At 65.8% G+C, this 21483-nt stretch carries 24 protein-coding genes and 2 tRNA genes; 12 read left to right on the top strand and 14 right to left on the bottom strand.

The genetic code is table 11. The features are described 5' to 3' along the window. Positions 1 to 92 precede the first annotated feature (92 nt). The 3 genes from ABE454_RS01095 to ABE454_RS01085 are packed head-to-tail and all read left to right on the top strand — an operon-like array spanning position 93 to position 1640. Positions 93 to 719 (top strand): squalene/phytoene synthase family protein, encoded by a 627-nt coding sequence (locus ABE454_RS01095; RefSeq protein ID WP_346528157.1) that lies wholly within the window; start codon positions 93 to 95, stop codon positions 717 to 719. Between the two features lie 43 nt (positions 720 to 762). Continuing rightward, entirely contained in the window at positions 763 to 1080 is a 318-nt protein-coding gene (locus ABE454_RS01090) for an ArsR/SmtB family transcription factor (RefSeq protein WP_346528155.1), read from the top strand. 26 nt (positions 1081 to 1106) lie between these two features. Continuing rightward, positions 1107 to 1640 carry a rhodanese family protein gene (locus ABE454_RS01085; protein ID WP_346528153.1) on the top strand — a complete coding sequence of 178 codons (534 nt, stop codon included), beginning with the start codon at positions 1107 to 1109 and terminating at the stop codon, positions 1638 to 1640. A gap of 3 nt (positions 1641 to 1643) precedes the next feature. Here the strand turns inward: ABE454_RS01085 and ABE454_RS01080 are convergent, their stop codons facing one another. Next, a complete protein-coding gene (locus ABE454_RS01080; RefSeq protein ID WP_346528151.1) occupies positions 1644 to 2129 on the bottom strand; it encodes a MarR family winged helix-turn-helix transcriptional regulator in 486 nt (161 codons plus the stop codon). A 66-nt stretch (positions 2130 to 2195) separates the two neighbouring features. Between ABE454_RS01080 and ABE454_RS01075 the strand changes: the two genes are divergently transcribed. Further along, positions 2196 to 3401: an MFS transporter gene (locus ABE454_RS01075; protein WP_346528149.1), complete on the top strand. Its 1206-nt coding sequence runs from the start codon at positions 2196 to 2198 to the stop codon at positions 3399 to 3401. A gap of 6 nt (positions 3402 to 3407) precedes the next feature. Here ABE454_RS01075 and ABE454_RS01070 read toward each other — a convergent pair whose 3' ends face one another. Genes ABE454_RS01070 through ABE454_RS01055 form a run of 4 tightly spaced genes read right to left on the bottom strand, consistent with a single transcriptional unit; the run spans position 3408 to position 8300 of the window. Beyond that, positions 3408 to 4361, bottom strand: coding sequence for a glycosyltransferase family 2 protein (locus tag ABE454_RS01070; protein WP_346528146.1), 954 nt, complete (start codon positions 4359 to 4361; stop codon positions 3408 to 3410). Beyond that, the gene (locus tag ABE454_RS01065) at positions 4358 to 5293 is read right to left on the bottom strand and encodes a glycosyltransferase family 2 protein (protein WP_346528143.1); all 936 of its coding nucleotides are present in this window, start codon (positions 5291 to 5293) and stop codon (positions 4358 to 4360) included. Before ABE454_RS01065 ends, ABE454_RS01070 begins: the two co-directional genes overlap by 4 nt. Next, a complete protein-coding gene (locus ABE454_RS01060) occupies positions 5290 to 6741 on the bottom strand; it encodes a lipopolysaccharide biosynthesis protein (protein ID WP_346528141.1) in 1452 nt (483 codons plus the stop codon). The genes ABE454_RS01065 and ABE454_RS01060 overlap by 4 nt, the downstream gene beginning before the upstream one ends. Then, a complete protein-coding gene (locus tag ABE454_RS01055; protein ID WP_346528139.1) occupies positions 6741 to 8300 on the bottom strand; it encodes an exopolysaccharide biosynthesis polyprenyl glycosylphosphotransferase in 1560 nt (519 codons plus the stop codon). The genes ABE454_RS01060 and ABE454_RS01055 overlap by 1 nt, the downstream gene beginning before the upstream one ends. A gap of 132 nt (positions 8301 to 8432) precedes the next feature. Here ABE454_RS01055 and ABE454_RS01050 point away from each other — a divergent pair. Further along, positions 8433 to 8524: transfer RNA gene (locus ABE454_RS01050), tRNA-Ser, on the top strand. A gap of 27 nt (positions 8525 to 8551) precedes the next feature. Here ABE454_RS01050 and ABE454_RS01045 read toward each other — a convergent pair. Further along, the gene (locus ABE454_RS01045) at positions 8552 to 8764 is read right to left on the bottom strand and encodes a hypothetical protein (RefSeq protein ID WP_346528137.1); all 213 of its coding nucleotides are present in this window, start codon (positions 8762 to 8764) and stop codon (positions 8552 to 8554) included. A 198-nt stretch (positions 8765 to 8962) separates the two neighbouring features. On the opposite strand from ABE454_RS01045, the gene ABE454_RS01040 reads away from it, so the two are divergent. Beyond that, the gene (locus ABE454_RS01040) at positions 8963 to 9268 is read left to right on the top strand and encodes an SCP2 sterol-binding domain-containing protein (protein WP_346528134.1); all 306 of its coding nucleotides are present in this window, start codon (positions 8963 to 8965) and stop codon (positions 9266 to 9268) included. Between the two features lie 205 nt (positions 9269 to 9473). On the opposite strand, the gene ABE454_RS01035 is transcribed toward ABE454_RS01040, so the two are convergent. After that, positions 9474 to 9704, bottom strand: a complete 231-nt coding sequence (locus tag ABE454_RS01035) for a general stress protein (protein ID WP_346528132.1) — start codon at positions 9702 to 9704, stop codon at positions 9474 to 9476. Positions 9705 to 9900: 196 nt separating this feature from the next. Here ABE454_RS01035 and ABE454_RS01030 point away from each other — a divergent pair, with 196 nt between their 5' ends. Then, on the top strand, positions 9901 to 10116 hold the full coding sequence (locus ABE454_RS01030; protein WP_346528130.1) for a hypothetical protein: 216 nt from the start codon (positions 9901 to 9903) through the stop codon (positions 10114 to 10116). Positions 10117 to 10132: 16 nt separating this feature from the next. Here the strand turns inward: ABE454_RS01030 and ABE454_RS01025 are convergent, their stop codons facing one another. Next, positions 10133 to 10846 (bottom strand): MBL fold metallo-hydrolase, encoded by a 714-nt coding sequence (locus ABE454_RS01025; protein ID WP_346528128.1) that lies wholly within the window; start codon positions 10844 to 10846, stop codon positions 10133 to 10135. A gap of 172 nt (positions 10847 to 11018) precedes the next feature. Between ABE454_RS01025 and tig the strand changes: the two genes are divergently transcribed. From tig to ABE454_RS01010, 3 genes are all read left to right on the top strand, one after another. Next, positions 11019 to 12362 (top strand): trigger factor, encoded by a 1344-nt coding sequence (gene tig / locus ABE454_RS01020; RefSeq protein ID WP_346528125.1) that lies wholly within the window; start codon positions 11019 to 11021, stop codon positions 12360 to 12362. 168 nt (positions 12363 to 12530) lie between these two features. After that, positions 12531 to 13172 (top strand): ATP-dependent Clp protease proteolytic subunit, encoded by a 642-nt coding sequence (locus ABE454_RS01015; RefSeq protein ID WP_003165321.1) that lies wholly within the window; start codon positions 12531 to 12533, stop codon positions 13170 to 13172. 103 nt (positions 13173 to 13275) lie between these two features. After that, positions 13276 to 13818: a cytochrome b gene (locus tag ABE454_RS01010; protein WP_346528124.1), complete on the top strand. Its 543-nt coding sequence runs from the start codon at positions 13276 to 13278 to the stop codon at positions 13816 to 13818. Between the two features lie 93 nt (positions 13819 to 13911). Here the strand turns inward: ABE454_RS01010 and ABE454_RS01005 are convergent, their stop codons facing one another. Beyond that, the gene (locus ABE454_RS01005) at positions 13912 to 15000 is read right to left on the bottom strand and encodes a GSCFA domain-containing protein (RefSeq protein ID WP_346528121.1); all 1089 of its coding nucleotides are present in this window, start codon (positions 14998 to 15000) and stop codon (positions 13912 to 13914) included. 80 nt (positions 15001 to 15080) lie between these two features. Next, positions 15081 to 16022, bottom strand: a complete 942-nt coding sequence (locus ABE454_RS01000; protein WP_346528118.1) for a WcbI family polysaccharide biosynthesis putative acetyltransferase — start codon at positions 16020 to 16022, stop codon at positions 15081 to 15083. A 298-nt stretch (positions 16023 to 16320) separates the two neighbouring features. Here ABE454_RS01000 and ABE454_RS00995 point away from each other — a divergent pair. Beyond that, positions 16321 to 16397 (top strand) — tRNA-Arg (locus ABE454_RS00995). On the opposite strand, the gene metC is transcribed toward ABE454_RS00995, so the two are convergent. Beyond that, positions 16356 to 17549, bottom strand: coding sequence for a cystathionine beta-lyase (metC, locus tag ABE454_RS00990; RefSeq protein WP_346528504.1), 1194 nt, complete (start codon positions 17547 to 17549; stop codon positions 16356 to 16358). The genes ABE454_RS00995 and metC overlap by 42 nt on opposite strands. Before the next feature lie 78 nt (positions 17550 to 17627). Here metC and ABE454_RS00985 point away from each other — a divergent pair, with 78 nt between their 5' ends. Next, positions 17628 to 18755: an amino acid ABC transporter substrate-binding protein gene (locus ABE454_RS00985; RefSeq protein ID WP_346528116.1), complete on the top strand. Its 1128-nt coding sequence runs from the start codon at positions 17628 to 17630 to the stop codon at positions 18753 to 18755. 47 nt (positions 18756 to 18802) lie between these two features. On the opposite strand, the gene ABE454_RS00980 is transcribed toward ABE454_RS00985, so the two are convergent. From ABE454_RS00980 to ABE454_RS00970, 3 genes are all read right to left on the bottom strand, one after another. Continuing rightward, positions 18803 to 19699 (bottom strand): pirin family protein, encoded by an 897-nt coding sequence (locus ABE454_RS00980; protein WP_346528114.1) that lies wholly within the window; start codon positions 19697 to 19699, stop codon positions 18803 to 18805. A gap of 79 nt (positions 19700 to 19778) precedes the next feature. Continuing rightward, on the bottom strand, positions 19779 to 20420 hold the full coding sequence (locus ABE454_RS00975; protein ID WP_346528113.1) for a hydrolase: 642 nt from the start codon (positions 20418 to 20420) through the stop codon (positions 19779 to 19781). 67 nt (positions 20421 to 20487) lie between these two features. Further along, entirely contained in the window at positions 20488 to 21357 is an 870-nt protein-coding gene (locus ABE454_RS00970; RefSeq protein WP_346528110.1) for a pirin family protein, read from the bottom strand. Positions 21358 to 21483 lie beyond the last annotated feature (126 nt).

Here is a 21483-nt window from a genome sequence, read left to right as displayed (position 1 = left end):
CTGAGTTCGCGGCCCGCTTTCCTGACGGAAGGCGGGCCGTCTGCTTTCACGGACTTGATGCATCCGCCGCAATGGTTGAAGGGCCTGTCGCCATGACTGTTGATCTTGATGCCCGGGTTCGCGACGCCGACACAGACCGCTGGCTGGCCAGCCGCTTTGTCGCGGACGAACGGGCGCGCGCCGACCTGATCGCCCTCTACGCCTTCGAGGCTGAGCTGATGGCCATACCCGCGCGCGTGACCCAGCCCCTGTTGGCCGAGATGCGTTACACATGGTGGGCGGAACAGATGGACGGCGTCTTTTCCGACACGCCGCGCGTCGGCCATCCCGTGCTTGAGGCCCTGACGGCGGCGGTAACGCGCCACGGACTGCCGCGCGCGCCCTTAGACGCCCTGATCGAGGCGCACATCGGCCGGGTTCACGGTCAGCCGCATGATCTGGACGCCTTCTATGTCGGCCCCATGCAGGCGGCGGCGCGCATATTGGCGGGCGAGGGGCACGACGCCGCCGTCAGTCCGGCAGGGCGCCTGCGTGGATTATCCCAGACGGGGCAGGGGGATCAGCTTCAGGAGGCGCGCCGCCAGGCCAACGCCGCGCTGAAGACGTTACCGGCAAACGCCTTTCCGGCCGTGGCGGCGGCGACCCTGATCCGCGCGGACGAGCCTGAGCCGTTCAAGCGTCTGCGCCTGTTCTGGGCGGTGCTGCGCGGCCGGGTATAATATAAGAATTTGCTAATTTAGAAATTGCGCATATATCGGGCTCATGTTTGATCCCGAACAGATGGCGCTTGAGCGTTTTCAGGCCAACGCGGGCGATGCGTCCCGTCTGCTGAAGGCCCTGTCGAACGAGCACCGGCTGATGATTCTCTGCCAGATCGGCGAGGACGAGCGACAGGTGTCCGACCTGCGCGTGGGCCTGTCGCAATCGGCCCTGTCCCAGCATCTGGCCCGCCTGCGCGATGATGGTCTGGTCAGCGCACGGCGCAACGGCACCGCCGTCTTCTATCGCATTGCTGACCCTGCGGCCCTGAAGGTGATCGGGGTTCTGGCCGAAATCTTCTGTCCGCCCGAGGCGCGTTGAGCGCCGCCTCACTGAAGGAAAAACCGATGAATACGCTGATCTCTCTGACGCCCGCCGATGTCGCCGCCCGCCTGAAGGCCGGTCAGGCCGTGCTGATCGATGTCCGTGAACCGGACGAACATGCGCGCGAACATATCGCGGGCGCCGTAACCGCGCCTCTGTCCGCCTTCGAGAGCGCCGATCTGGGTCTGAAGGCCGGCGACGACGTGATCTTCATGTGCCGCAGCGGCAATCGCACGGCGGGGAACTGCGACCGTCTGGCGGCTCGGATCGACGGCCCGGCGCACGTTCTGGCGGGCGGTCTGGATGGATGGAAGAAGGCGGGCCTGCCGGTCGTCGCCGACCATAAGCAGCCGCTGGAACTGATGCGTCAGGTGCAGATGGCGGCGGGCGGACTGATTCTGCTCGGCGGGGCGCTGGGCGTCATGGTCCATCCCGGTTTTTGGGGGATCAGCGCCTTTGTCGGTGCGGGCCTGTTTGTGGCCGGGGCGACCGGCTTCTGCGGCATGGCGCGCCTGCTGGCGGTCATGCCCTGGAACCGCCGGATGAAGCGCGCCTGAGCCCTATAATCCGTCGATCAGACGGGCGAGCAAAGCGCCCAGCGCGGCCTGTTCGTCGCGCGACAGGCTGGCCAGCATGGCCTGCGATTCGGCCATGTGCAGCGGCATCAGGCCGTCGATCAGGTCGAAACCCTTGGGCGTCAGCCTGACCAGCGAGGCGCGGCGGTCGCCGGGGTGAGGCGTGCGTTCGATCAGGCCGGATTTCTGCAACCGGTCCAGCCGCGCCGTCATCCCGCCGGACGACATCATCGTCGCCTCATAGAGGGCGGTCGGCGTCAGCCCCTCGGGCGAGGGCGCGCGGCGCAGCGTGGCCAGCACGTCGAACTCTCCATGCTGAAGGCCGTGGCGGGCATACAGCGGCGCCTGACGCTCGCGCATCACAAGGATGGAGGCCTCATGCAGACGGCCCAGCGTCTCCATGGCCAGCAGGTCGAGGTCGGGGCGCGCGACCGCCCACTGGGCGGCGGCGCGGGCAGCGCGATCGGTCATTGTCTTGACATCAAGATATTTGATATCGAGACACTATCGCCTTCTGTCGCCGGAGTCACTTCTCGCATGGATCAGTCAAACGACACGTCGTCGTCGCGCGGCGCGGGCCTGCTGCTGATCGCGGCCATTTTCGCCCTGGCGCTGAACCTGCGTCCGGCGATGGCGGCGGTGGGGCCCCTGCTGGATCTGATCGAAGCGGCCACCGGCATGGATTCGACCACGGCCAGCCTGTTGACCACCCTGCCGGTGGCGATGATCGGCATCGGCGCCCTGTCGATCCGCCCGCTGCGGCGGCGGTTGGGCGAGCGCATGGGCATTCTGCTGGGTGCGGTTCTGATCGGGCTGGCCTGTCTGGCGCGGGTCGTTTTCGACGGCACGGCGGGTCTGATCGCCAGCGCCCTTGTCGTGGGCGTCGGCGTGGCCCTGATTCAGGCTCTGGCGCCCGTGGTGATAAAGCGCGCGTTTCCGACGCGATTCGGCACGGTCATGGGCGTCTATACGACCGGCATCATGGGCGGGGCGGCGGTGGCGGCGGCGACGGCGGCAGGACTGGCCGAGACCGTCGGCTGGGCCGGCGCCCTGGCGATGTGGGCTGTCCCGGCGTTTGCAGCGGCCATCGTATGGATCATCGCCTCGCGCGCACCGGCGGCTGAGGAGCCGAATCGCGCCTCCGTGGCCGAAGGAACCCACCCTGAACTCCCCTTCTGGAAACAGCCGAGGGCGTGGGCGCTGGTGCCGATTCTGGGGCTGGGCACCTCGGCCTATACGCTCGTGCTGGCGTGGCTGCCGCCCTATTATGTCGACATGGGGCAGACGCGGGCGACGGCGGGCTTTCTGCTCAGCGGCATGACGGGCGCAGAGGTCGCTGCTGGCGTGCTGGTGTCCCTGTTCATCGCCCGCTTTCCCGACCGGCGCGGACCGATGCTGGCGGCTGTGGCTTTTGCACTGGTGGGGCTGGCGGGTCTGGTGCTGACGCCGGTCAGTCTGGCGGTCCCGGTCATGCTGCTGCTGGGCCTGGGGATCGGGGCGGTCTTCCCCCTGACCCTGATTCTGGCGATGGACCAGATCGACGACCCGGTCCGCTCAGGCGACCTGCTCGCCTTCGTTCAGGGCGGGGGCTACATCATCGCCAGCCTGTCGCCGCTGGCGGCCGGACTGCTGCGCGACCGCCTGTCGGACCTCAGCCAGGCCTGGATGCTGATGGGACTGGGCCTTGTCGCCATGGCCCTGATGACCCTGGCCTTCAAACCCGGCGGCGCGAAGCTGCGGTGAAGCCGTTTATTCGGGACGCGCCACGCGCTGCAACCGATCCAGTTCGCGCTGGCCGTAGAATTGCGGCTCGAAGCCCTTCATCCATAAGACTTTGCCAAGGCCGCGCGCCGTGCGGTCGGCCAGTTCGGCGCGCCTGGGGTGGCGGATCAGGGTGAAGGCCAGCGTCGCGGCGCTCCACACCATGGTCTGCGCCATGCCGATCGCCATCCAGCGGACGACGCCGGGCCAGTTTTTCGCTTCGGCGGCGGTCTGGCTGGGTCCTTGTCCATAGGCGAAGGCGCGGGTCAGGGCATAGCGCAGGGTGGCGCGGTGGGGCGGGGCGTACTCGTCCACCCAGGCGTCGGCGGCCCAGCCGAAGCGGCCGCCGCGCGCTTCAAGGGCGGCGAACAGCACATCGTCCTCGCCGCCGATCTGATCCGAGCCGACGTGGAAGGGTTGGTCGCCGGGCAGGGCCGTGGCCCGCACAAGCAGGGAGTTACCGCAGCCGTGGGCGTGATCCAGCACTCCGTCTCGATCCGGTCCCTGACGGCCGAAGAAGCGCTCCAGATAGGGCGTGGTCCAGCCGGTCCCTTCGGGCACGCGGCCGCGAATGGGGCCGAAGACGGCGTCGGCGTCGGTCGCCGTTTGAGCATTCAACAGAGCAGCCAGCCAGCCGGGCGATGCGGCCTCGTCATCATCGAGGAAGGCGATCAACGGCGCTGATGTGGCGGCCAGTCCCGTATTGCGCGCGGTGGCGACGCCGGGACGCGGCGCATGGGTCCAGATCAGCGGGACGGGCGATTGAGGCCGCAGGGCATCGACCGTTTCGCGCGAACTGGCCTCGGGATCGTTGTCGACGACGACGATCTCGCGCAGGCGCGCCGCCACGTCTTTCTGAGCAAACACCGAGCGCAATGCGCGCGTCAGGCTGTCCAGACGGCGCATGGTGGGGATGACGACGGCGACGTCGGGCGCGCTCATATCGTCTCCGCATAGAGGGCCGCGCGATACAGCCGCAGGGCGAAGGCGCGCAGCCCGGTCGGCAGGACCGAGGCGCAGGCGGCGGCCTTGATCAGCGGGCGCAGCAGCTTCAGCCCCGGCACGGCCTTCAACGCCTTGGCGACGCGATAGCTTGGGTAGGCCGAGACGAAGTCGGGATGGCGGGCCACGACGCGGGCGAAGTTCGGCGCCGACTGTTCATATTTCGCGGTCAGAGCCTCGACCGTGTCCAGACCCATGTGGGTGGCGGGGTTATCCAGATGGATGACCTCGAACCGACGCGAAACGCGCATGGCCCACTCCACGTCCTCCCAGCCCCAGCCGCTGAAGCCGGAATCGAAGGTCTCCGTATCGAAGACATCGCGGCGGACCAGCAGGTTGGAGGTGAAGACGTATTTCTCGGGCTGCTCAGCGCGCTGGGCGGCGGAGATGCAGTCGGAGCGAGCCGCCATGTGGCGGTGGACGGCGAAGCGCGCGTCCTGCGGCGCCTGCAACAGGGAGAAGCCGCCGAAGGCCACGGCCGGGCGCGCGTCGCGGGCCAGATCGACCCATGTCTTCAGGAATCCCGGATGGTCGGGCCGCATGTCGCTGTCCAGGAACAGGAAGGTTTCGCCGCGCGCGGCCTGCGCCAGACGGTTGCGGCCTTCCGAACGGCCCTGATTGGCTTTGAGCGAGATCAGGCGAACGGGCAGGGCCATGCCGTCGATCAGGGCGCTCAGATGCGCGGTCAGTTCGGCGTCATTGGTGCCGTCATCCAGCACGATCAGTTCGGCCTGTCCGGCCAGCGCCTGCGCCTCGGCGTCCAGCCGTTGCAGCAGGTCGGTCGGATCATCGCGCAGGAAGGGGATCAGCACCGACAGGATCGGTTGCGCTTCGGCCCACGCCGGGCTGTCGTGATGGATCGCGTGGCTCATGCCGCCTGCCTCCGCGCGCGCAGGAAGGCTTTCAGCCGTCCGCTCAGGTCGCGCACGCCGCCAGCGTTCAGCGCATAGGCGACGACGCCATAGACGATCATGCCCACGCCCGCGTCCATCATCAGTTCAAGGAAGCCGCCGATCGGCGGCAGCATCATCACCACGCCCGCCATGACAGCGGCGGCCAGACCGCATCGCATCAGCGCGTTCCACGGCACAGGCAGGGGCAGGATGCGCCGCCCGATAGTCATGGAGGCGCTCAGGCCCAGCGCAAAGCTGATCGCCGTCGCCCATGCCGCGCCCAGAACGCCGAAGCGCGGGATCAGCAGGACGTTCAGAATGATGTTGCTGCCCGCCGGAATGCTCATGGCCAGCAACAGCCAGCCGGTGCGGCGGCCCAGGGTGAACGCCTGCCCGAAATAATAGGTCGTCATCCCGGACAGGAAGGCGCCCAGCGCCACCCACGGCGTGACCGAGGCGGCGACGCTGCGCAGGTCTTCGCCGATCATGAACTCGGCCAGCGGCCGCGCGACCAGGGCCACGCCCACGGCGGCGGGCAGGCCGATCAGCACCAGCGTCGAGGCCTGCTCCCGTGCGGCGGCCTGAAGATCCTCGCGCCCGCCGCGCTCCAGCGCCATGACCAGCGCCGGGGCGCCCGCCGCGCCCAGCCAGACGAACATGACGTCCAGCGTGCGGTTGGCGATGCTGTAGGCCGCATGATAGGCGCCGACCGCCGCCTCATCCATGAACAGGGCCAGCAGGAAGCGGTCGGTCGAAGCCAGCACCACGGTCAGCCCCAGCCCAACGGCGATGGGATAGCCATAGACGGCGTAATCCTTCAGCCGCTGGCGATCCAGCCGCCCGCGCCGGGCCTCGCGCAGTTCGGCGGGCAGGATGAAGGGCAGGGCGGCCAGCGGCGCCAGCAGCATCCCGGCCAGCGGCGCCTCGGCCCCCAGACCCATCAGCGCCAGGCCGACGCCGAAGGCCAGCCCTGCGACCGCGCTCCAGATGTCGATGGCGGCGGCGGGGCCGACTTCGCCCGCGGCGCGGAACCGCTCCTGCGCCAGCTTCAGGAAGCACCGCACCGGCACGCCCGCCAGCGCCACCGCCAGCGGCAGGCGGAAGCTGTCCGGCATGGGCCACAGCCACACCAGCAGGCCCGCCACCGGCACGAAGAGGGCGGTGATCAGGAAGGCCGCGCGATACAGGCTGGCGAAATGCCCGGCCATCTGCGCCTCGTCGGACTGGGCCGCCCAGAAGCGGGCCATCGACGCTTCCAGCCAGCTGAACGTCGCCACATGGGCCAGCGTCAGCACGGAATAGGCCAGCGCATATCGCCCGAAATCCTCGGGCGACAGCAGGCGCGTAAAGATGATGATGGTCAGAAACCCGACCACGCCCTGCACGATATTGGCCGGCAGATAGCCGAAAACCCCCCGCCAGAACATCAGCGCACGGCCATCCGGTCGCCCAGCAGCACGGGAACGGTTACGGCGATGATCCACAGGTCCAGCCAGAAGGACTGCCGCTCGATATAGTCGATGTCCAGCTGGACGCGGCGACGCACTTCGTCGGCCGAATGCAGCGGCCCGCGCGATCCCTTGATGGCGGCCCATCCGGTCATGCCGGGCTTGATGCGGTGGCGATGGGCGTAGTCGGCGACCAGACGGGCAGACTCGGCGTCGCCGGTCTTCATGCCGATGGCGTGCGGGCGCGGCCCGACCAGAGACATCTCGCCGCGCAGCACGTTCACCAACTGCGGCAGTTCATCCAGACTGGTGGCGCGCAGAATCCTGCCGAGCTTCGTCACCCGGTCGTCTCCGGCCGTCACCTGACGGCTGGCCGTGGCGTCAGAGGCTTCCTGACGCATGGTGCGGAACTTCCAGACCACGATCTCTTCCTGATTGAAGCCGTGGCGGCGCTGGCGGAACAGGGCCGGACCCTTGCTGTCCATCCGCACGGCCAGACCGATCAGGAACAGAACGGGGCTGAGCGCGACCAGCGCCAGCGCCGACAGGATGATGTCGAGAATCCGCTTGTTGAACGCGCGCCGCTCTCCATCCACCGCGCCGCCCAGCAGGGGCAGGGAGGCCGAGGCCAGCTTCTCCAGCGCCTCATTCCGCTGGGCCGCACCCTTGGGGTCGACCAGCATGGTCAGCGGAATGGGCAGGACTTCCAGCCGGTGCGTCAGGGCGCGGACCCGCGCCTCGGCCTTGGGGTCGATGGCCAGGATGATGCGGTCGATATAGGGCGTCAGCCTGTGTTCCATCAGGGCGTCCGTGCCGCCCAGTACCGGCACTCCGGCCAGTGCGTCGGGCGTGCGGGCCAGCCGGTCGTCGAAAACGCCCAAGATATTCAGGTCGCGGCGGTCCAGCGCTTCGCGGATCAGGGTCTCGGCATGGCGGGTGGCGCCGACCACGACGACATTGGGCGTCAGATCGCCGCGGCTGCGCCATTGCGCCACCAGCATCCGCCAGATGCAGTGCAGGCCGGTCAGCAGAACCGCCGAGGCGACGGCCCATGATCCATACTCCACCAGCGGCGTCTCGCCGTTCGGCAGGGCCAGACCCAGCAGGCAGGCGAGCGCGCCGCCGAGGCCCGCCACGGCGGCCACGCCCGCCAGATGGCGCACGGGCGCCCGCGTCCGGTCAAAACGATACAGACCCAGCGACCGCATAAGCCCCAGCGTCGTCAGCGCTCCGATCAGGATCGGCGTCGCCTCGAACAGGGTGACGTGCATCAGGCCGCCGTCGTTCAGACGGTTGATCGCAGCCAGGCACAGCAGGCCCGACGCCAGAATGTCCACGCCCCGGAAATAGAAGACCCGCCGCCGTGCGGCCGCTCTCTGGCGGGTGTTCAGCCACACGTCGGGGCGCATCGGCCCGCGTCGCGCCTGACCGGTGCGGCCCGCCGGTGCGGCCTGGGCGCGCGATTCGATCGGCGCCGCGCGATTCGCACGCACGCTTTCCGTCGCGGAGGCCAGGGTGTCGGCAGGTGTGGTAGCCAAGTCGTTATCCCGAAATCGAGCAAAATAGGGTGCGAACCCCGTGTCACATGCCACTCTTATGCCGGGTTAACACAAAGGGCGTCAGTTCCGCATTGCGAAGCGCTGCGCGACTCGCTATCCACGCGGCCTGCCGGAGACGTGGCCGAGTGGCTGAAGGCAACGGTTTGCTAAATCGTCGTACCCTGTAAGGGGTACCGAGGGTTCGAATCCCTCCGTCTCCGCCAGAAACCCCCAACCCGAAAATGATGAAATCAGCCGCGCCCCTCGCGGGGGGCGTCCGCCGCCTCGTCGCTGGCGGACGCGCCGCCGGCCTTGGATTCCGTGGGACGGCGTACGGAAACGCCGTGCTGGCGCAGGATGCGGCGGGCGACCTCGGGGGCGCCGACCATCGGCAGGGGTTGGCCGAAACGCTCACGCCACAACCGATCAAGTCGGACTTCCTCCGGGGTAAGCAGGCGGGTCATTTCAAGAGTCCTTGTTACGCAACCCCGTCCTTTTAAAGCTTGGCGGCGGGGGCAATCGCAAACTCATGTAAGACATAACATTTGTTATGGAACCCCGCGGGAACGGGGATGTGTTCGGCGCCTTACCCTGGGTGATCTTGGCGCCGTCCGGTGTGCGGGCTACGCCTGTGTTTCAACTTCTCAACGGGAGAGATGCTCATGGCCGATCTGGCCCTCGCCACCGACAAGATCCGCGCCGCCGTCGGTGAAAACTCGGGTCTGGGCAAGACTGTGAAGCTGGACTTCGGCGATGATGGAAAAATCTACATCGACGGCGCTTCGGCCCCGAACAGCGTCTCGAACGACGACAAGCCTGCCGACGCCACCGTGTCGATCAAATGGGATGACTTCGTCGCCCTGGCCGAAGGCCGCCTCGATCCGATGATGGCCTTCATGCAGGGCAAGCTGAAAATCGCTGGCGACATGATGATCGCCCAGAAGCTGGCGCCGCTGCTCAAGGGCTGACGGCGAGCTGACTGCCTGAACGCTGAACGGCGCGGCTCCTGACGGGGCCGCGCCGTTTTTGCATGGACGCGAATCCATGGGCGGGATTTCGGGTGTTTCCGACAGGGCAAGGCGGCCCTGAAGGATCAGATATCGGATCGCGTCTGCGCCCGGCAGGCGGCGCGTCAGATCCGGTGAACGCTGCGCGGTAACGTCGCGGGCGCGCTCAGGGTTTGGGCGTCTGTTCGTCGGGGCCCTTGTTGCGGGCGCCGTGAGAGGCTTCGCCGCCCTTGCGCCCGGCCTGGGCTGCGAGGGATCGATCCTGAGAGAAGCTGCGCTTCTCGCTGGGGACGCTGGCGCCGCCCTTGCGGGCGATTTCGCGCTGACGTTCCGGGTCCATGGAGGCGAAGCCTCGCTTGGAAACACCGGAGCCGCGAGGGGACTGACCTTCGGCCATTTCTGATGCTCCTTTTGTGACGGTGGCGCTTGGGCAAAGAACCCGGCCCCGCCCGGGAGGTTCCGAGAAAGGATTAAAACCCTGTTCGCCGAAGGGTTGTCCGGCGGGCCGCGATCGGCTGGAACCCACGCGATTTCCGAGGGTTCATCGAAGTCGGATGTCACACCGCGCCGGCGTTCAACTGAGGAGGTCAGTCATGCCGCTTTCCCCGGAAACCATGCTCGCAGAAGACATGAACACACAGGGGCCGCGCCCCCTGCGCCGCGCCGTACGCGAAGATGCGGCCGAGGTGCGCGACTGGGCGCGCCATCGCGGCTCTCAGGCCTGCGAAGCGATTCGCGACGAGCCGATTCGCATGACGCTCTACGCCCTGGGCATCGGCGTGCTGATCGGTCTGCTGGCCGCGCGCTAGCCCATTATCAGGGAAGTCAGGCCGGGCCGGACGCGGGCCGCGCGATCGGCGCCGCCTGCATCGCCTGATCCGAGACGAACGGATTGCTGCGCCGCTCGGCCCCAAAGGTCGAATGCGGCCCGTGCCCCGGCACGAAGGTCACATCATCGCCCAGCGGCCACAGCTTGGTGGTGATCGCGTTCAGCAGGGCCTGATGGTCGCTGCGCGGAAAGTCTGTGCGGCCGACCGAGCCCTGAAACAGCACGTCGCCGACCTGGGCGAAGCGGGCCTCGCGGTTGAAGAAGATCACATGGCCGGGCGTGTGGCCGGGACAGTGGAAGACCTCCCACCTCGTCTCGCCCAGCGTCAGCACGTCGCCGTCGTCCAGCCAGCGTGTGGGGGTGAAGCTGCGGGCTTCTGGCAGGCCGTATTTCTGGCCCTGCGTGGGAATCAGGTCGATCCAGAACTGGTCCTCAGGGTGCGGGCCGACGATGTCGAGGCCGGTCTTCTCCTGCATCTCGGCGGCGGCCCCCGCATGGTCCAGATGGCCGTGGGTGATCCAGATGGCGTCCAGCGTCAGTCCGCGCCGCGCGACCTCGCCCAGAATGGCGTCGACCGAGCCGCCGGGGTCGATGACGGCGGCCTTCTTCGTCTTCGTACACCAGACGGTGGTGCAGTTCTGCTGAAGCGGCGTGACGGGCGTGACAAAGACGCCGATGGGGGCTGCCGAAGAGGCGGACGACTGGCTCATGCGTCATCAGATAGCGGCCCTCTGACCACAAAGGAACCGCGTTGCGTTGACGTTTCGGCCCCTTCTCGACATAAGGGCGGGCTCCGAGGCGCCGCTCCCGAAAGGGGCGGCCCTGTTGCTTTATCCACCGCGCGCCTTTGCGGCGTCGCCACAGAGCGTCAGATACCCGACCATGCAAGTCGTCGAAAAGTCGAACGAAGGCCTCAGCCGCGTGATCGCGGTGACCATTCCAGTCGCAGAGCTGAACGAAAAGCTCGAAGCCCGCATCAAGGAAGTGGCCCCCCAGATGAAGCTGAAGGGCTTCCGTCCGGGCAAGGTGCCGGCCTCGTACGTCAAGAAGACCTTCGGCCGTGACTTCATGGGCGAAATCATCAACGCCTCGCTGAACGAGACCAGCCAGGGCGCTCTGGAAGAGCTGAAGCTGCGTCCGGCCGCTCCGGCCGAGATGAACCTGACCTCCGACATGGACAAGGTCATCGCCGGTCAGGAAGACCTGGCCTATGAAATGTCGCTGGAAGTCATGCCGGAATTCACCCCGGTCGACCCCAAGACCCTGAAGCTGACCCGCCCGACCTATGAAGCCTCGGACGAGGATCTGGACGAGGCGCTGAAGGAACTGGCCTCGCAGGCCAAGTCCTACGAGGACAAGAAGGGCAAGACGGTCAAGGCCGCCGACGGCGACCAGCTGACCATCGACTTCCTGGGCAAGATCGACGGCGAGGCCTTCGACGGCGGCGCCGCCACCGACGCCGACCTGGTGATCGGCTCGGGTCGCTTCATCCCCGGCTTCGAAGAGCAGCTCAAGGGCGCCAAGGTCGGCGAAGAAAAGACCATCGAAGTGACCTTCCCGGAAGAGTACCAGGCCAAGCATCTGGCCGGTAAGGCCGCGACCTTCGACGTCACCGTCAAGGCCATCAAGGCCGAGGTCGAATCCAAGATCGACGACGAGTTCGCCAAGCGCATCGGCTTGGAATCGCTGGACCAGCTGAAGGAACTGCTGAAGTCCAACCTGAACCAGCAATACGCCGGCGCCACTCGCTTCAAGCTGAAGCGCGCCCTGCTGGACGTGCTGGACGAAGGCCACGACTTCGCCCTGCCGCCGAAGATGGTCGACGCCGAGTTCGAAGGCATCTGGGCCCAGGTTTCGGCCGACAAGGACGCCGGTCAGCTGCCGGAAGAAGACGCCAAGAAGTCGGAAGACGAACTGAAGGCCGAGTACAAGAAGATCGCCGAGCGCCGCGTGCGCCTGGGTCTGGTGCTGGCTGAAATCGGCCGCGCCAACAACGTCGGCGTGACGGATCAGGAACTGTCGAACGCCATCATGGCCGAGGCCCGCAACTATCCGGGTCAGGAAAAGATGGTGCTGGACTTCTACCGCCAGAACCCGAACGCCGCCGCCCAGCTGCGCGCGCCGATCTATGAAGAGAAGGTCGTCGACCTGATCGTCTCGGTCGCCGAGGTGAAGGACGAAGCCATCTCGAAGGAAGAGCTGATGAAGGAAGAAGACGAGGCCTAAGCCCTTCTTCTTCAGGTCATGTGCCTTGCAATCCCCGTCCCGGATTTCCGAGGCGGGGATTTTGCTTTCCGACGCCGCCTTGCGCCGAAGCCTCATGAACGCGATATCGTAGGAGACAGGCGCGCGTTCCATGAGTCGTGCGACCCCCCTGAATTCGAGAAGGCCTTCATGCGCGATCCGATCGACTACATCTCCAACAACCTGGTGCCGATGGTGGTGGAGCAATCCAGCCGCGGCGAACGGTCGTTCGACATCTTTTCGCGCCTGCTGCGCGAGCGGATCATCTTCCTGACCGGCCCGTTCGAGGACGGCATGGCCTCGCTGATCTGCGCCCAGCTGCTGTTCCTGGAATCGGAGAACCCGAAGAAGGAAATCAGCATGTACATCAACAGCCCGGGCGGTCAGGTGACCTCGGCGCTCGCGATCTACGACACCATGCAATACATCAAGTCGCCGGTCTCGACCGTGGTCATGGGCATGGCCGCCTCGGCCGGTTCGCTGATCCTGACCGCCGGTGAGGCGGGCCAGCGCATCGCCCTGCCGAACGCGCGCGTCATGGTGCACCAGCCCTCGGGCGGTTTCCGCGGCACGGCCTCGGATATCGAGCGCCACGCCGAGGACATCATCGCCACCAAGCGCCGCCTGAACGAAATCTACGTCCAGCACACCGGCCGCACCTATGAAGAGGTCGAGCGCACCCTGGACCGCGACCACTTCATGACGGCGGAAGAAGCCAAGGCCTGGGGCATCGTCGACCACGTCTATGACAAGCGCACCCAGGCCGACGATGACGGCGTGAAGGCTCCCTGAGCCTTAAACGCGCTTCGGCTGCGACAATTTGCGAGGCGGGATCCGGCGACGGATTCCGCCTCGAATCGTGTTTGAGACAGATTATCAGCGAAGGGGGCGCTTCATGGCGATGCAGTGGAGAGACGACGGTTTCCGATATGGCGCCGTCACGCGCGGGCTGCACTGGGCGATGGCGCTGCTGCTGACGTGGCAGTTCGCGGGCATGGGCGTGAAGATCATCGTCGGCAAGGCGCCGATTACCGCCTTCTGGGTCGGCACGCACAAGGGGATCGGCGTCATCCTGCTGACCCTGATCGTGGTGCGCGCCCTGTGGGGCCTGTACAATATGAAGACGCGCCCGGCGCATGGCGGCGGCTTCTGGGGCCTGGCCGTCAAGGTCGGGCATCTGGCGCTCTACGCCCTGATGCTGATCGTCCCGGCGCTGGCGATGTTGCGGCAGTATGGATCGGGCAAGCCGCTGGACGTGTTCGGCGTGCGCCTGATCGACGGCGGCTGGGCCGAGGTTCCGTGGATGACCGCACCGGCCAACGCCGCCCACGGCCTGCTGGCCTGGGTGCTGCTGGCCGCCATCGCGGGCCACATCCTGATGGTTCTGGTCCACCATTTTATCTGGAAGGACGAGAAGGTCGGCCGGATGATCAGCTGAGAATCCGTTTTCTGCACGGGCAAGATCCGGCTGCAAGATTAGCCTGGCCCGCTTGCCGGATCGGCCGATCTTGCAACTGCTCCGTTCGTTCCATTACCGGCTGAACAGCCTTGTCAGAAAATTGCGCGATTTTGTGGGTTTCGTTTCTGCGGCAGGAGCCGTGGACGGCTCGGCCTGACCCGGTCTGTTGGCCGCCGCCGAGGGCAGGAACCCGCCGTCCCGGAGGGCCTGCTCAATGACTTCTTCGTCACAAACGACATCGGTATTTGATGGAGCGATCGACAGGACTGTCGACGCTGGAGCCTGGCTTTCATCATCCAGAAAGTGGCGCGAGAAGACTCTCATGACGTGCGCTACGCCGACCTCACGGACACCCCGCAGATCGGGTTCAAAATAGGCCCCCTGGCTGTGTGACGAGGTGATGATCTCGTACGAGGGGAAGTAGCTGACGTGTGCGTTTGACCGGGATATCTCCTCCGCAGCCACGCGCAGGACAGCCTTGGAATAGGAGGTGGCTGTCAATACGTGCTGATCCTCTTGGTGTGTGGCGATCAGCGGCACAGGCGAGACGGTCAGCAGGACGCGGGCTCCAAGATTGACGCTTCGGATACGGTCGCACAAGGCCTGAAGGTCCTCGCAGACATCTCGGGAGGAGAAGTTGACCTTCTCGTGTCGTGCCGGATTGAAGGAGCCCCCGCTGACGCCGGGTGCGGCGGCAAACACCGCGCCATCTTCCAGGCTGCGCCAGCCTTCAGTCAGGCCAAGCGTGAAGACGATGACATCCGCTTCGCTGAATACCCGCCGCACCTGCGCCAGATGTTCCTGCGCAGCGGCGCGCACCGCTTCTGGCGATGCAAAGCCATCCGGCTCGATCAAGGGACGGAAGGGGTCGATGAAGACGTCGCCTCGCGCCCAGACGTCTTCCTTCGGGTGAAAGGCGCCATAGGCCCGATCAAACAGCTGCACTGCCTGGCGAACAGTATAAATATTTCCATAGCGGGCCGAGAACAGACCAAACTGCCGGGCCGCCGCCTCTTCTGCGGGCATGGCGTCAGGTGCTGCCTCCGCCACAAAATAATTCAGGCCGGAACGGGCCAAATGGCGAGCGATATGTTGGGCAAAGCAACTGCCCATCGTCGCCACCTTCAGGTCAGGCGTGATGCGAAAAGGCGACTCGATCATCGGATCCAGATGCCCCGGTGCAGTCTAGGAGACGGAACGGGACCAGAAACAGTGATCGGGAAGGGCGCGATAAGGATTGGTCATTGCATGCCTGCCATTTCGCGCATCGCAGCGTTCAGATCTGCATCGTCCAGTCGCGGACATCGCCACTCATAAGCATTGCTTGCCTCGTAGACCCGATAGCTTTCTTCAAGATAGGAGCGAAGCGTGGGGAAGAAGGTGTCAGGTCCGATCTTCCATGTGTAACTGCCGTCTATCCCAAACCGCTGGGCTATGGCGGGATAGACTGGCCAGACAGAGCCGGTCGCCAGGGTGTCCTGCAAGGTTCTCTCCAGCGGAGCTGAGATCAGGCTTTCATCGCCGCCAAGTTTTCTCGCTACGAGACGTGAAAGCTGCACCATTGCGAGGCCAGTTGGATGGTTGATTGTGTGCATGAAAGGTCCTGCGTGGACCAGGTGACGGAAGAAGTCGTCGAACCCCACGTCAATGGGTTCAAAGCGTTTGCGCAACTTTGAGACGGACGCCTCCCAGCGGTCGAGGTATCCGATGCGTTGAAACGTCTTTTCATTGAACATTAATTCGCACCGATCGACCGATAAACGATTCTGGAACGACCAGAGTGCAATATATGAATGGTAATCCGATCTGCAGACGCCCGTAAGATGTCGTCCCTCTGAATTGTTTACATAAACAATATCGGGGTGAAACGCCTCGAATTCGACTTGTGGGATGCGGATTAATTGCGCCTGTGTCTCTATAGCGGAAATGACGTTGTTTCCTGCGGAGGTGACCCAAACATCAGCGCCTCCAACCGCCTGCTGGAGCTCTTCAAATCCGTTGCCGCCGGGGGCGGCAAGCAGGGCGATGTTGATGGAGGCGTCTGGCAGCATGGCCTTGAGCGACAAGGCGACACCGGCGGTTTGGCAGTTACTGGTTACGACAATGTTCTGCACGTGATGAACTGCCTTGATGTGCGATGTGAGAAATCTCCTGTATCTGCTGATCTGCAGTGCGTCTATCATCAACTGATATCTGAAGCTTTGATGCGAGAATGGACGGATTTCATTAAGCAGAATGCAGACTTATGGTCGTTTTTTGCGAGACAGGTCGCGCCGGTTGTCCGGTTTGGCGGGCCATGAGCGTCATGCTGCCTGAAAGCGGCATTGCGGGCGCCAAGATTTGGCTCTCGTGTTTTTCCGGGCAGCCGGACGTGAGTCGTGAGGCGCGCCACCGTCGCGCAACCGGCCTGACACAGGGGCGTCGCCGTTCTCTTGCCGTGAACACCGAACCCCCTTACGGAGCGACATCTTCCAGCCTTCGGCGCCCATAGCTCAACCGGATAGAGCACCTGCCTTCTAAGCAGGGGGTTGCAGGTTCGAGTCCTGCTGGGCGCGCCAGGCTTCAAATCCCGCTTCAAGGTCGGCTGTCAGGTCGGTGGGGTCTTCAAGGCCGATATGCAGGCGCAGCAACTGGCCCGGCAGGTCGGGCGTCTGCTCGCGATAGGCCAGTTGCGGGGTCTCATAGGTGATCAGGCTCTCGAACCCGCCCCATGAATAGCCCATGCCGAACAGGCTGAGCGCGCGCATGAAGGTGTGGGCCGCCGCGGTGTCGCCGCCCTTCATGACCACGCCCATCAGCGAGGCCGCGCCGTTGAAGTCACGACGCCACAGGTCGTGGCCGATCGAGCCGGGCAGGGGCGGATAGAGGACATCGGCGACCTCTGGCCGGGCCTTCAGCCATCGGGCGACGCTCAGGGCGGATCTTGCCTGGGCTTCATAGCGCAGAGGCAGGGTGCGGACGCCGCGCAACGCCAGCCAGGCGTCGTCGGGCGAGACGTGCCAGCCTGTATCTTCGATGGTGTGGGCGATGGCGCGGATGACGGCAGGGTCGCAGGCGGCGATCCCGCCCATCAGCAGGTCCGAATGGCCGCCGACATATTTGGTCAGGGCCTGTACGCTGACATCGACGCCGTGCGCCAATGGGCGGAAAGCCAGACCGGCCGCCCAGGTGTTGTCCATCACCGTCAGGACGCCGCGTCCCCGGCAGGCGGCCGCCAGGGCGGGGACGTCCGCCATGTCGAACGTCAGGGAGCCGGGCGCCTCGATCAACAGAACCCGCGTATCCGGCGTAAGGGCGTTCAGTATGGTGTCGTTTGAGGCGTCGGCGGGATGGAAGCGGGCGGTGATGCCTCGCGCGGCCATGTGGCGCGTCAGAAAACGCCGGGTCGGGCCATAGACGGCGTCCGTCGTCAGCACGGCGTCGCCGGGCCTCAGCAAAGCCGTCAGGGGTACGGTGACGGCCGCCAGACCGGACGGGACCAGAAAGGCTTCGGCGGCGCCCTCCAGTTGCGCCAGCAGGGCGCGCAGTTCCCGCGCCGCGCCGGTTCCGTCGAGACCGTAGATCGGCCCGTCCGTCGCGTCCTGCATTTTCGCGGGGTCGTCGCTGAGCATGGTGGAGGCGCGTTCAACGGGCGGATTGACCGGGCGACGGCCCTGTCCGCGCCGCGTGGCGCTGGCGATCAGCCGGGTTCGGTCGGAAATGGGCGTCATGACGTCTCTGGCGGGTTGCGGTTCGCGGCACAGAGGGCTCTAAACTGACGCGGGGCGCAAGATGGAGCGGCGGAACGGATGCGGAGATGGCGAGACGGCGCGCGCGCGGCGTCCATGGCGGCGACAGGCGCCGCAGCGATGTTGGCTTTGGCGATCGGCGCCTGTCAGAGATCGCCTGAACCGCAGACGCAGGAAGCGCGTCAGCCTGCGCGTCAGGCGCCGGTCATTGCGTCGGATACCGAGCCCAGCGCCACTCTGGCGGCGGTGCGGCAACGCGGGCGGCTGAACTGCGGCGTGCATGAAGGGCTGGTCGGCTTCGCCCATACGGACAATCGCGGCGCATGGCGGGGGTTCGATGTCGACTTCTGCCGGGCCACGGCGGCGGCCATTTTCGGCGATCCGGACGCGGTGCGATTCGTGCCGCTGACGACGGAGCAGCGGTTCGAGGCCCTGCGCGACGGGCGGGTGGACGTGCTGTGGCGCAATACGTCGTGGACCATGAGCCGGGACACGGGCGCGCAGCTCAGCTTCGCCGGGATCAACTATTACGACGGTCAGGGCTTTATGGTGCGCCGCTCGCTGAACCTGAGCAGCGCGGCCGAGCTGAACGGCGCCCGGATCTGCGTCCAGTCCGGATCGACGACCGAACTGAACGTCGAGGATTATTTCCGCCGTCGCGGCATCGAATACCGGCCCGTCGTCGTCGCCACCGAGGGCGAGGCGCGTCAGGCCTATGCGCGTGAGGAATGCGACGCCTTTACCGCTGACATCTCGGCGCTGGCGGCGGCGCGCACGACCCTGCCCAATCCTCAGCAGCACGTCATCCTGCCGGATGTGATCTCCAAGGAGCCGCTGGGACCGGTGACGCGTAGCGGCGACGACCGCTGGACGGCCGTGATCCGCTGGACCCTGAACGCCCTGATATTGGCTGAGGAACTGGGCGTCACCCGCGCCAATGTCGCCGATATGTCGAAGAACTCGCCCGACCCGCGCGTCAAACGCCTGTTGGGCGATGAGGGGGATTTCGGCCCCAGCATCGACCTGTCGCGGACATGGGCGACAGACGCCATTTCGGCGGGCGGCAACTATGGCGAAATCTTCAGCCGCAATCTGGGCGCCCAGTCGTCGCTGGATCTGGACCGTGGCTTGAACGCCCAGTGGTCCGCGCGGTCCGGCGGCCTGATCTATGGCCTGCCGGTGCGATGAATATCTGACGGGACCGGCGCCGGCCTGGGCGCCGGTCCCTGTTGAACTCAGGACATCGGATTGGGCGGTGGCGTCCGGTCCGGGGGCAGGGGGATGAACTCCTGATCGTCCATGTCGGGCAGTTTCATGCGACCCGCGCGCCAGTCGGCCTTGGCCTGTTCGATCCGCTCCTTCGAGGATGAGACGAAATTCCATTCGATGAAGCGCTCGCCCACCGGCTCGCCGCCCAGCACCATCAGCGTCGTCGGCTGTTGCGCCACAATGATCGAGGGCAGGCCCTTTTCAAGCACGGCCATCTGGCCGGGCCCGACCGGGCGGCCGTCGTCGATCTCGACCATGCCCTGAACCACATAGACGGCGCTTTCGGCGTGATCCGTCGGCGTCTGGAACCGGGCGCCCGGCTCCATTTCCAGATGCATGTAGTGCAGCGGCGAGAAGGTGCTGACGCCCGCCTTCATGCCCATGGTCTCGCCCGCGACCAGCCGGCCCTTCACGCCGTTCTCGATCCAGGTCGGCAGGTCGCCGGAGCCGACATGCTGGAACGACGGGTCGATCTCTTCCTGACCGCCCGGCAGGGCCAGCCACGCCTGAATGCCTTCCAGACGCAGGCCTTCCATCCGCGCCCGCTCGAACCGCTCGGAGTGGGTGACGCCGCTGCCCGCCGTCATCCAGTTGACCTCGGCCGGACGGATGTCCTGCTGGACGCCCAGACTGTCGCGGTGCGTGATCTCGCCGTCGAACAGATAGGTCAGGGTCGAGATGCCGATGTGCGGGTGCGGGCGCACATCGACCGTCTTGGGGATGCCGGCGGGCATGTCCACCGGCCCCATGTGGTCAAAGAAGACGAAGGGACCGACCGCCCGGCGCTTGGCGAAGGGCAGGACGCGGCCGACTTCGAAACCGCCGAGGTCCTTGCGGCGCTGGTCGATGATGAGTTCGATCATGATGGGGGCTCCTGAAAGATGAACGCTGCGACGACGAAAGGGGCGATCCACGCACCATGACGCAGATCGCCCTGAAGGGTCAGTCTTCCCTGTCGTAGGAGAACTGGATTCCGGCGGTGCCGCCGGTTTCGATGAACAGGTTCATGAAGGCCGGGACGGTCTCGGAACGCTTCCAGTCACGCTGCAGTTCACAGAACAGCTGAGGCACGGAAATCAGCTTGCCGCCAGCCTGCTCGATGCGGCGCAGACCCATCTCGTGCGCGGCGACTGAAGTCCCGCCCACGGCGTCAGCCACGACATAGACCTCATAGCCGTCGCGCAGGGCGTCCAGCGCCGGGAAGGTCAGGCAGGCCTCGGTCCACAGGGCCGTCATGATCAGCTTCTTGCGGCCGGTCGCCTCGACCGCCTTGCGGAATTCCACGTCTTCCCACGAGTTGATCGTGGTGCGGTCATAGGTCGGATAGTCTTTCAGCACCTTGCGCAGCTGCGGGATCGGCGGCTGGTTCAGCCCCGTCTCGACGTTGACGGTCGAATGGACGATCGGCAGGCCATAGGCGACGGCCGCCCTGGCAGTGCCGACGATGTTGTTCACCAGCAGCTGGCGGTCCATCGAGGCGATGGAGTTCACCTGAACCGGCTGATAGTCGATGATGATGAAGGCCGAATTCTCAGGCGTCAGAAGGTGATCCGACTTCGGATCGCGAATCGGCTCGCTGGCCATGGAAAGTCTCCTTTCAGTGGGGAAGGGCGGCCCGGTCCGAAGACCGGGCCTGTGTTGACGGGCGCGCTCAGGCGGCGGCGATGTCGCCGAAGCGGCCGCTGTTGAAGTCCGTGACGGCGGTGCGGATCTCGTCCTCGCTGTTCATCACGAAGGGGCCATAGCCGACGATGGGCTCGTCGATCGGCTCTCCGGTCAGGATCAGCAGGGTCGTGTCCGCATCGGCGCTCAGGGTCACGCTGTCGCCCTGACGGTCCAGCAGCAGGGCCTCGGCGGCGCCGGCGGGCTGGTCGCCGTTGACGGTGACGTGACCCGACAGAACCACCACCATGGCCGTGTGGCCTTCGGGTAGGTCCAGCGTCGTCTCGGCGTCCCGGTTCAACCGCACGTCCCACACATTGATGGGCGTGAAGGTGCTGGCCGGGCCCTTCGAGCCGTCCATCGCGCCGGCGATGATCCGGGCCGTGCCTGCGTCGTCCGGCAGGGAAACGGTCGGAATGTCGGCGTTCAGGATCGACTGGTAGCCGGGACGGGTCATCTTGTCCTTGGCGGGCAGGTTGACCCACAGCTGAACCATGCGGAACGGGCCGCCGGTGCGCGAGAAGGCCGGGGAATGGAACTCCTCGTGCAGGATGCCGCCGCCCGCCGTCATCCACTGGACGTCGCCGGGGCCGATGATGCCGCCCTGACCGGTCGAGTCGCGATGCTCGACCTCGCCGTCGTAGACGATGGTCACGGTCTCGAAGCCGCGGTGCGGATGCTGGCCCACGCCACGCCGCTCGGTCGTCGGCTCGAAGTTGTACGGACCGGCGTAGTCGAGCAGCAGGAAGGGGCTGACCTGTTTGCCTGCGGCGTTATAGGAAAACAGCGAACGGACGGGGAAACCGTCGCCGACCCAGTGGCCGCGGTCGTTGCCGTAACGGCCCAGAACCTTCTTCATGGTCTTGTCTCCATTCGATGGATCGGCCGCCAGAAGGAAGGGGCCGATCGCGTTGAAGATCTTATGCCTGCGAAACGATGGGGCGGGCAGATTGCGAAATCGCCTCGCTGCGTTCTATCAATAGAA

The sequence above is a fragment of the Brevundimonas diminuta genome, assembly GCF_039673845.1.
GTDB classification, from domain to species: domain Bacteria; phylum Pseudomonadota; class Alphaproteobacteria; order Caulobacterales; family Caulobacteraceae; genus Brevundimonas; species Brevundimonas diminuta_E.
The sequence above is the reverse complement of the archived record's forward strand: the minus strand, read 5'-3'. Positions and strand labels throughout refer to the sequence as shown.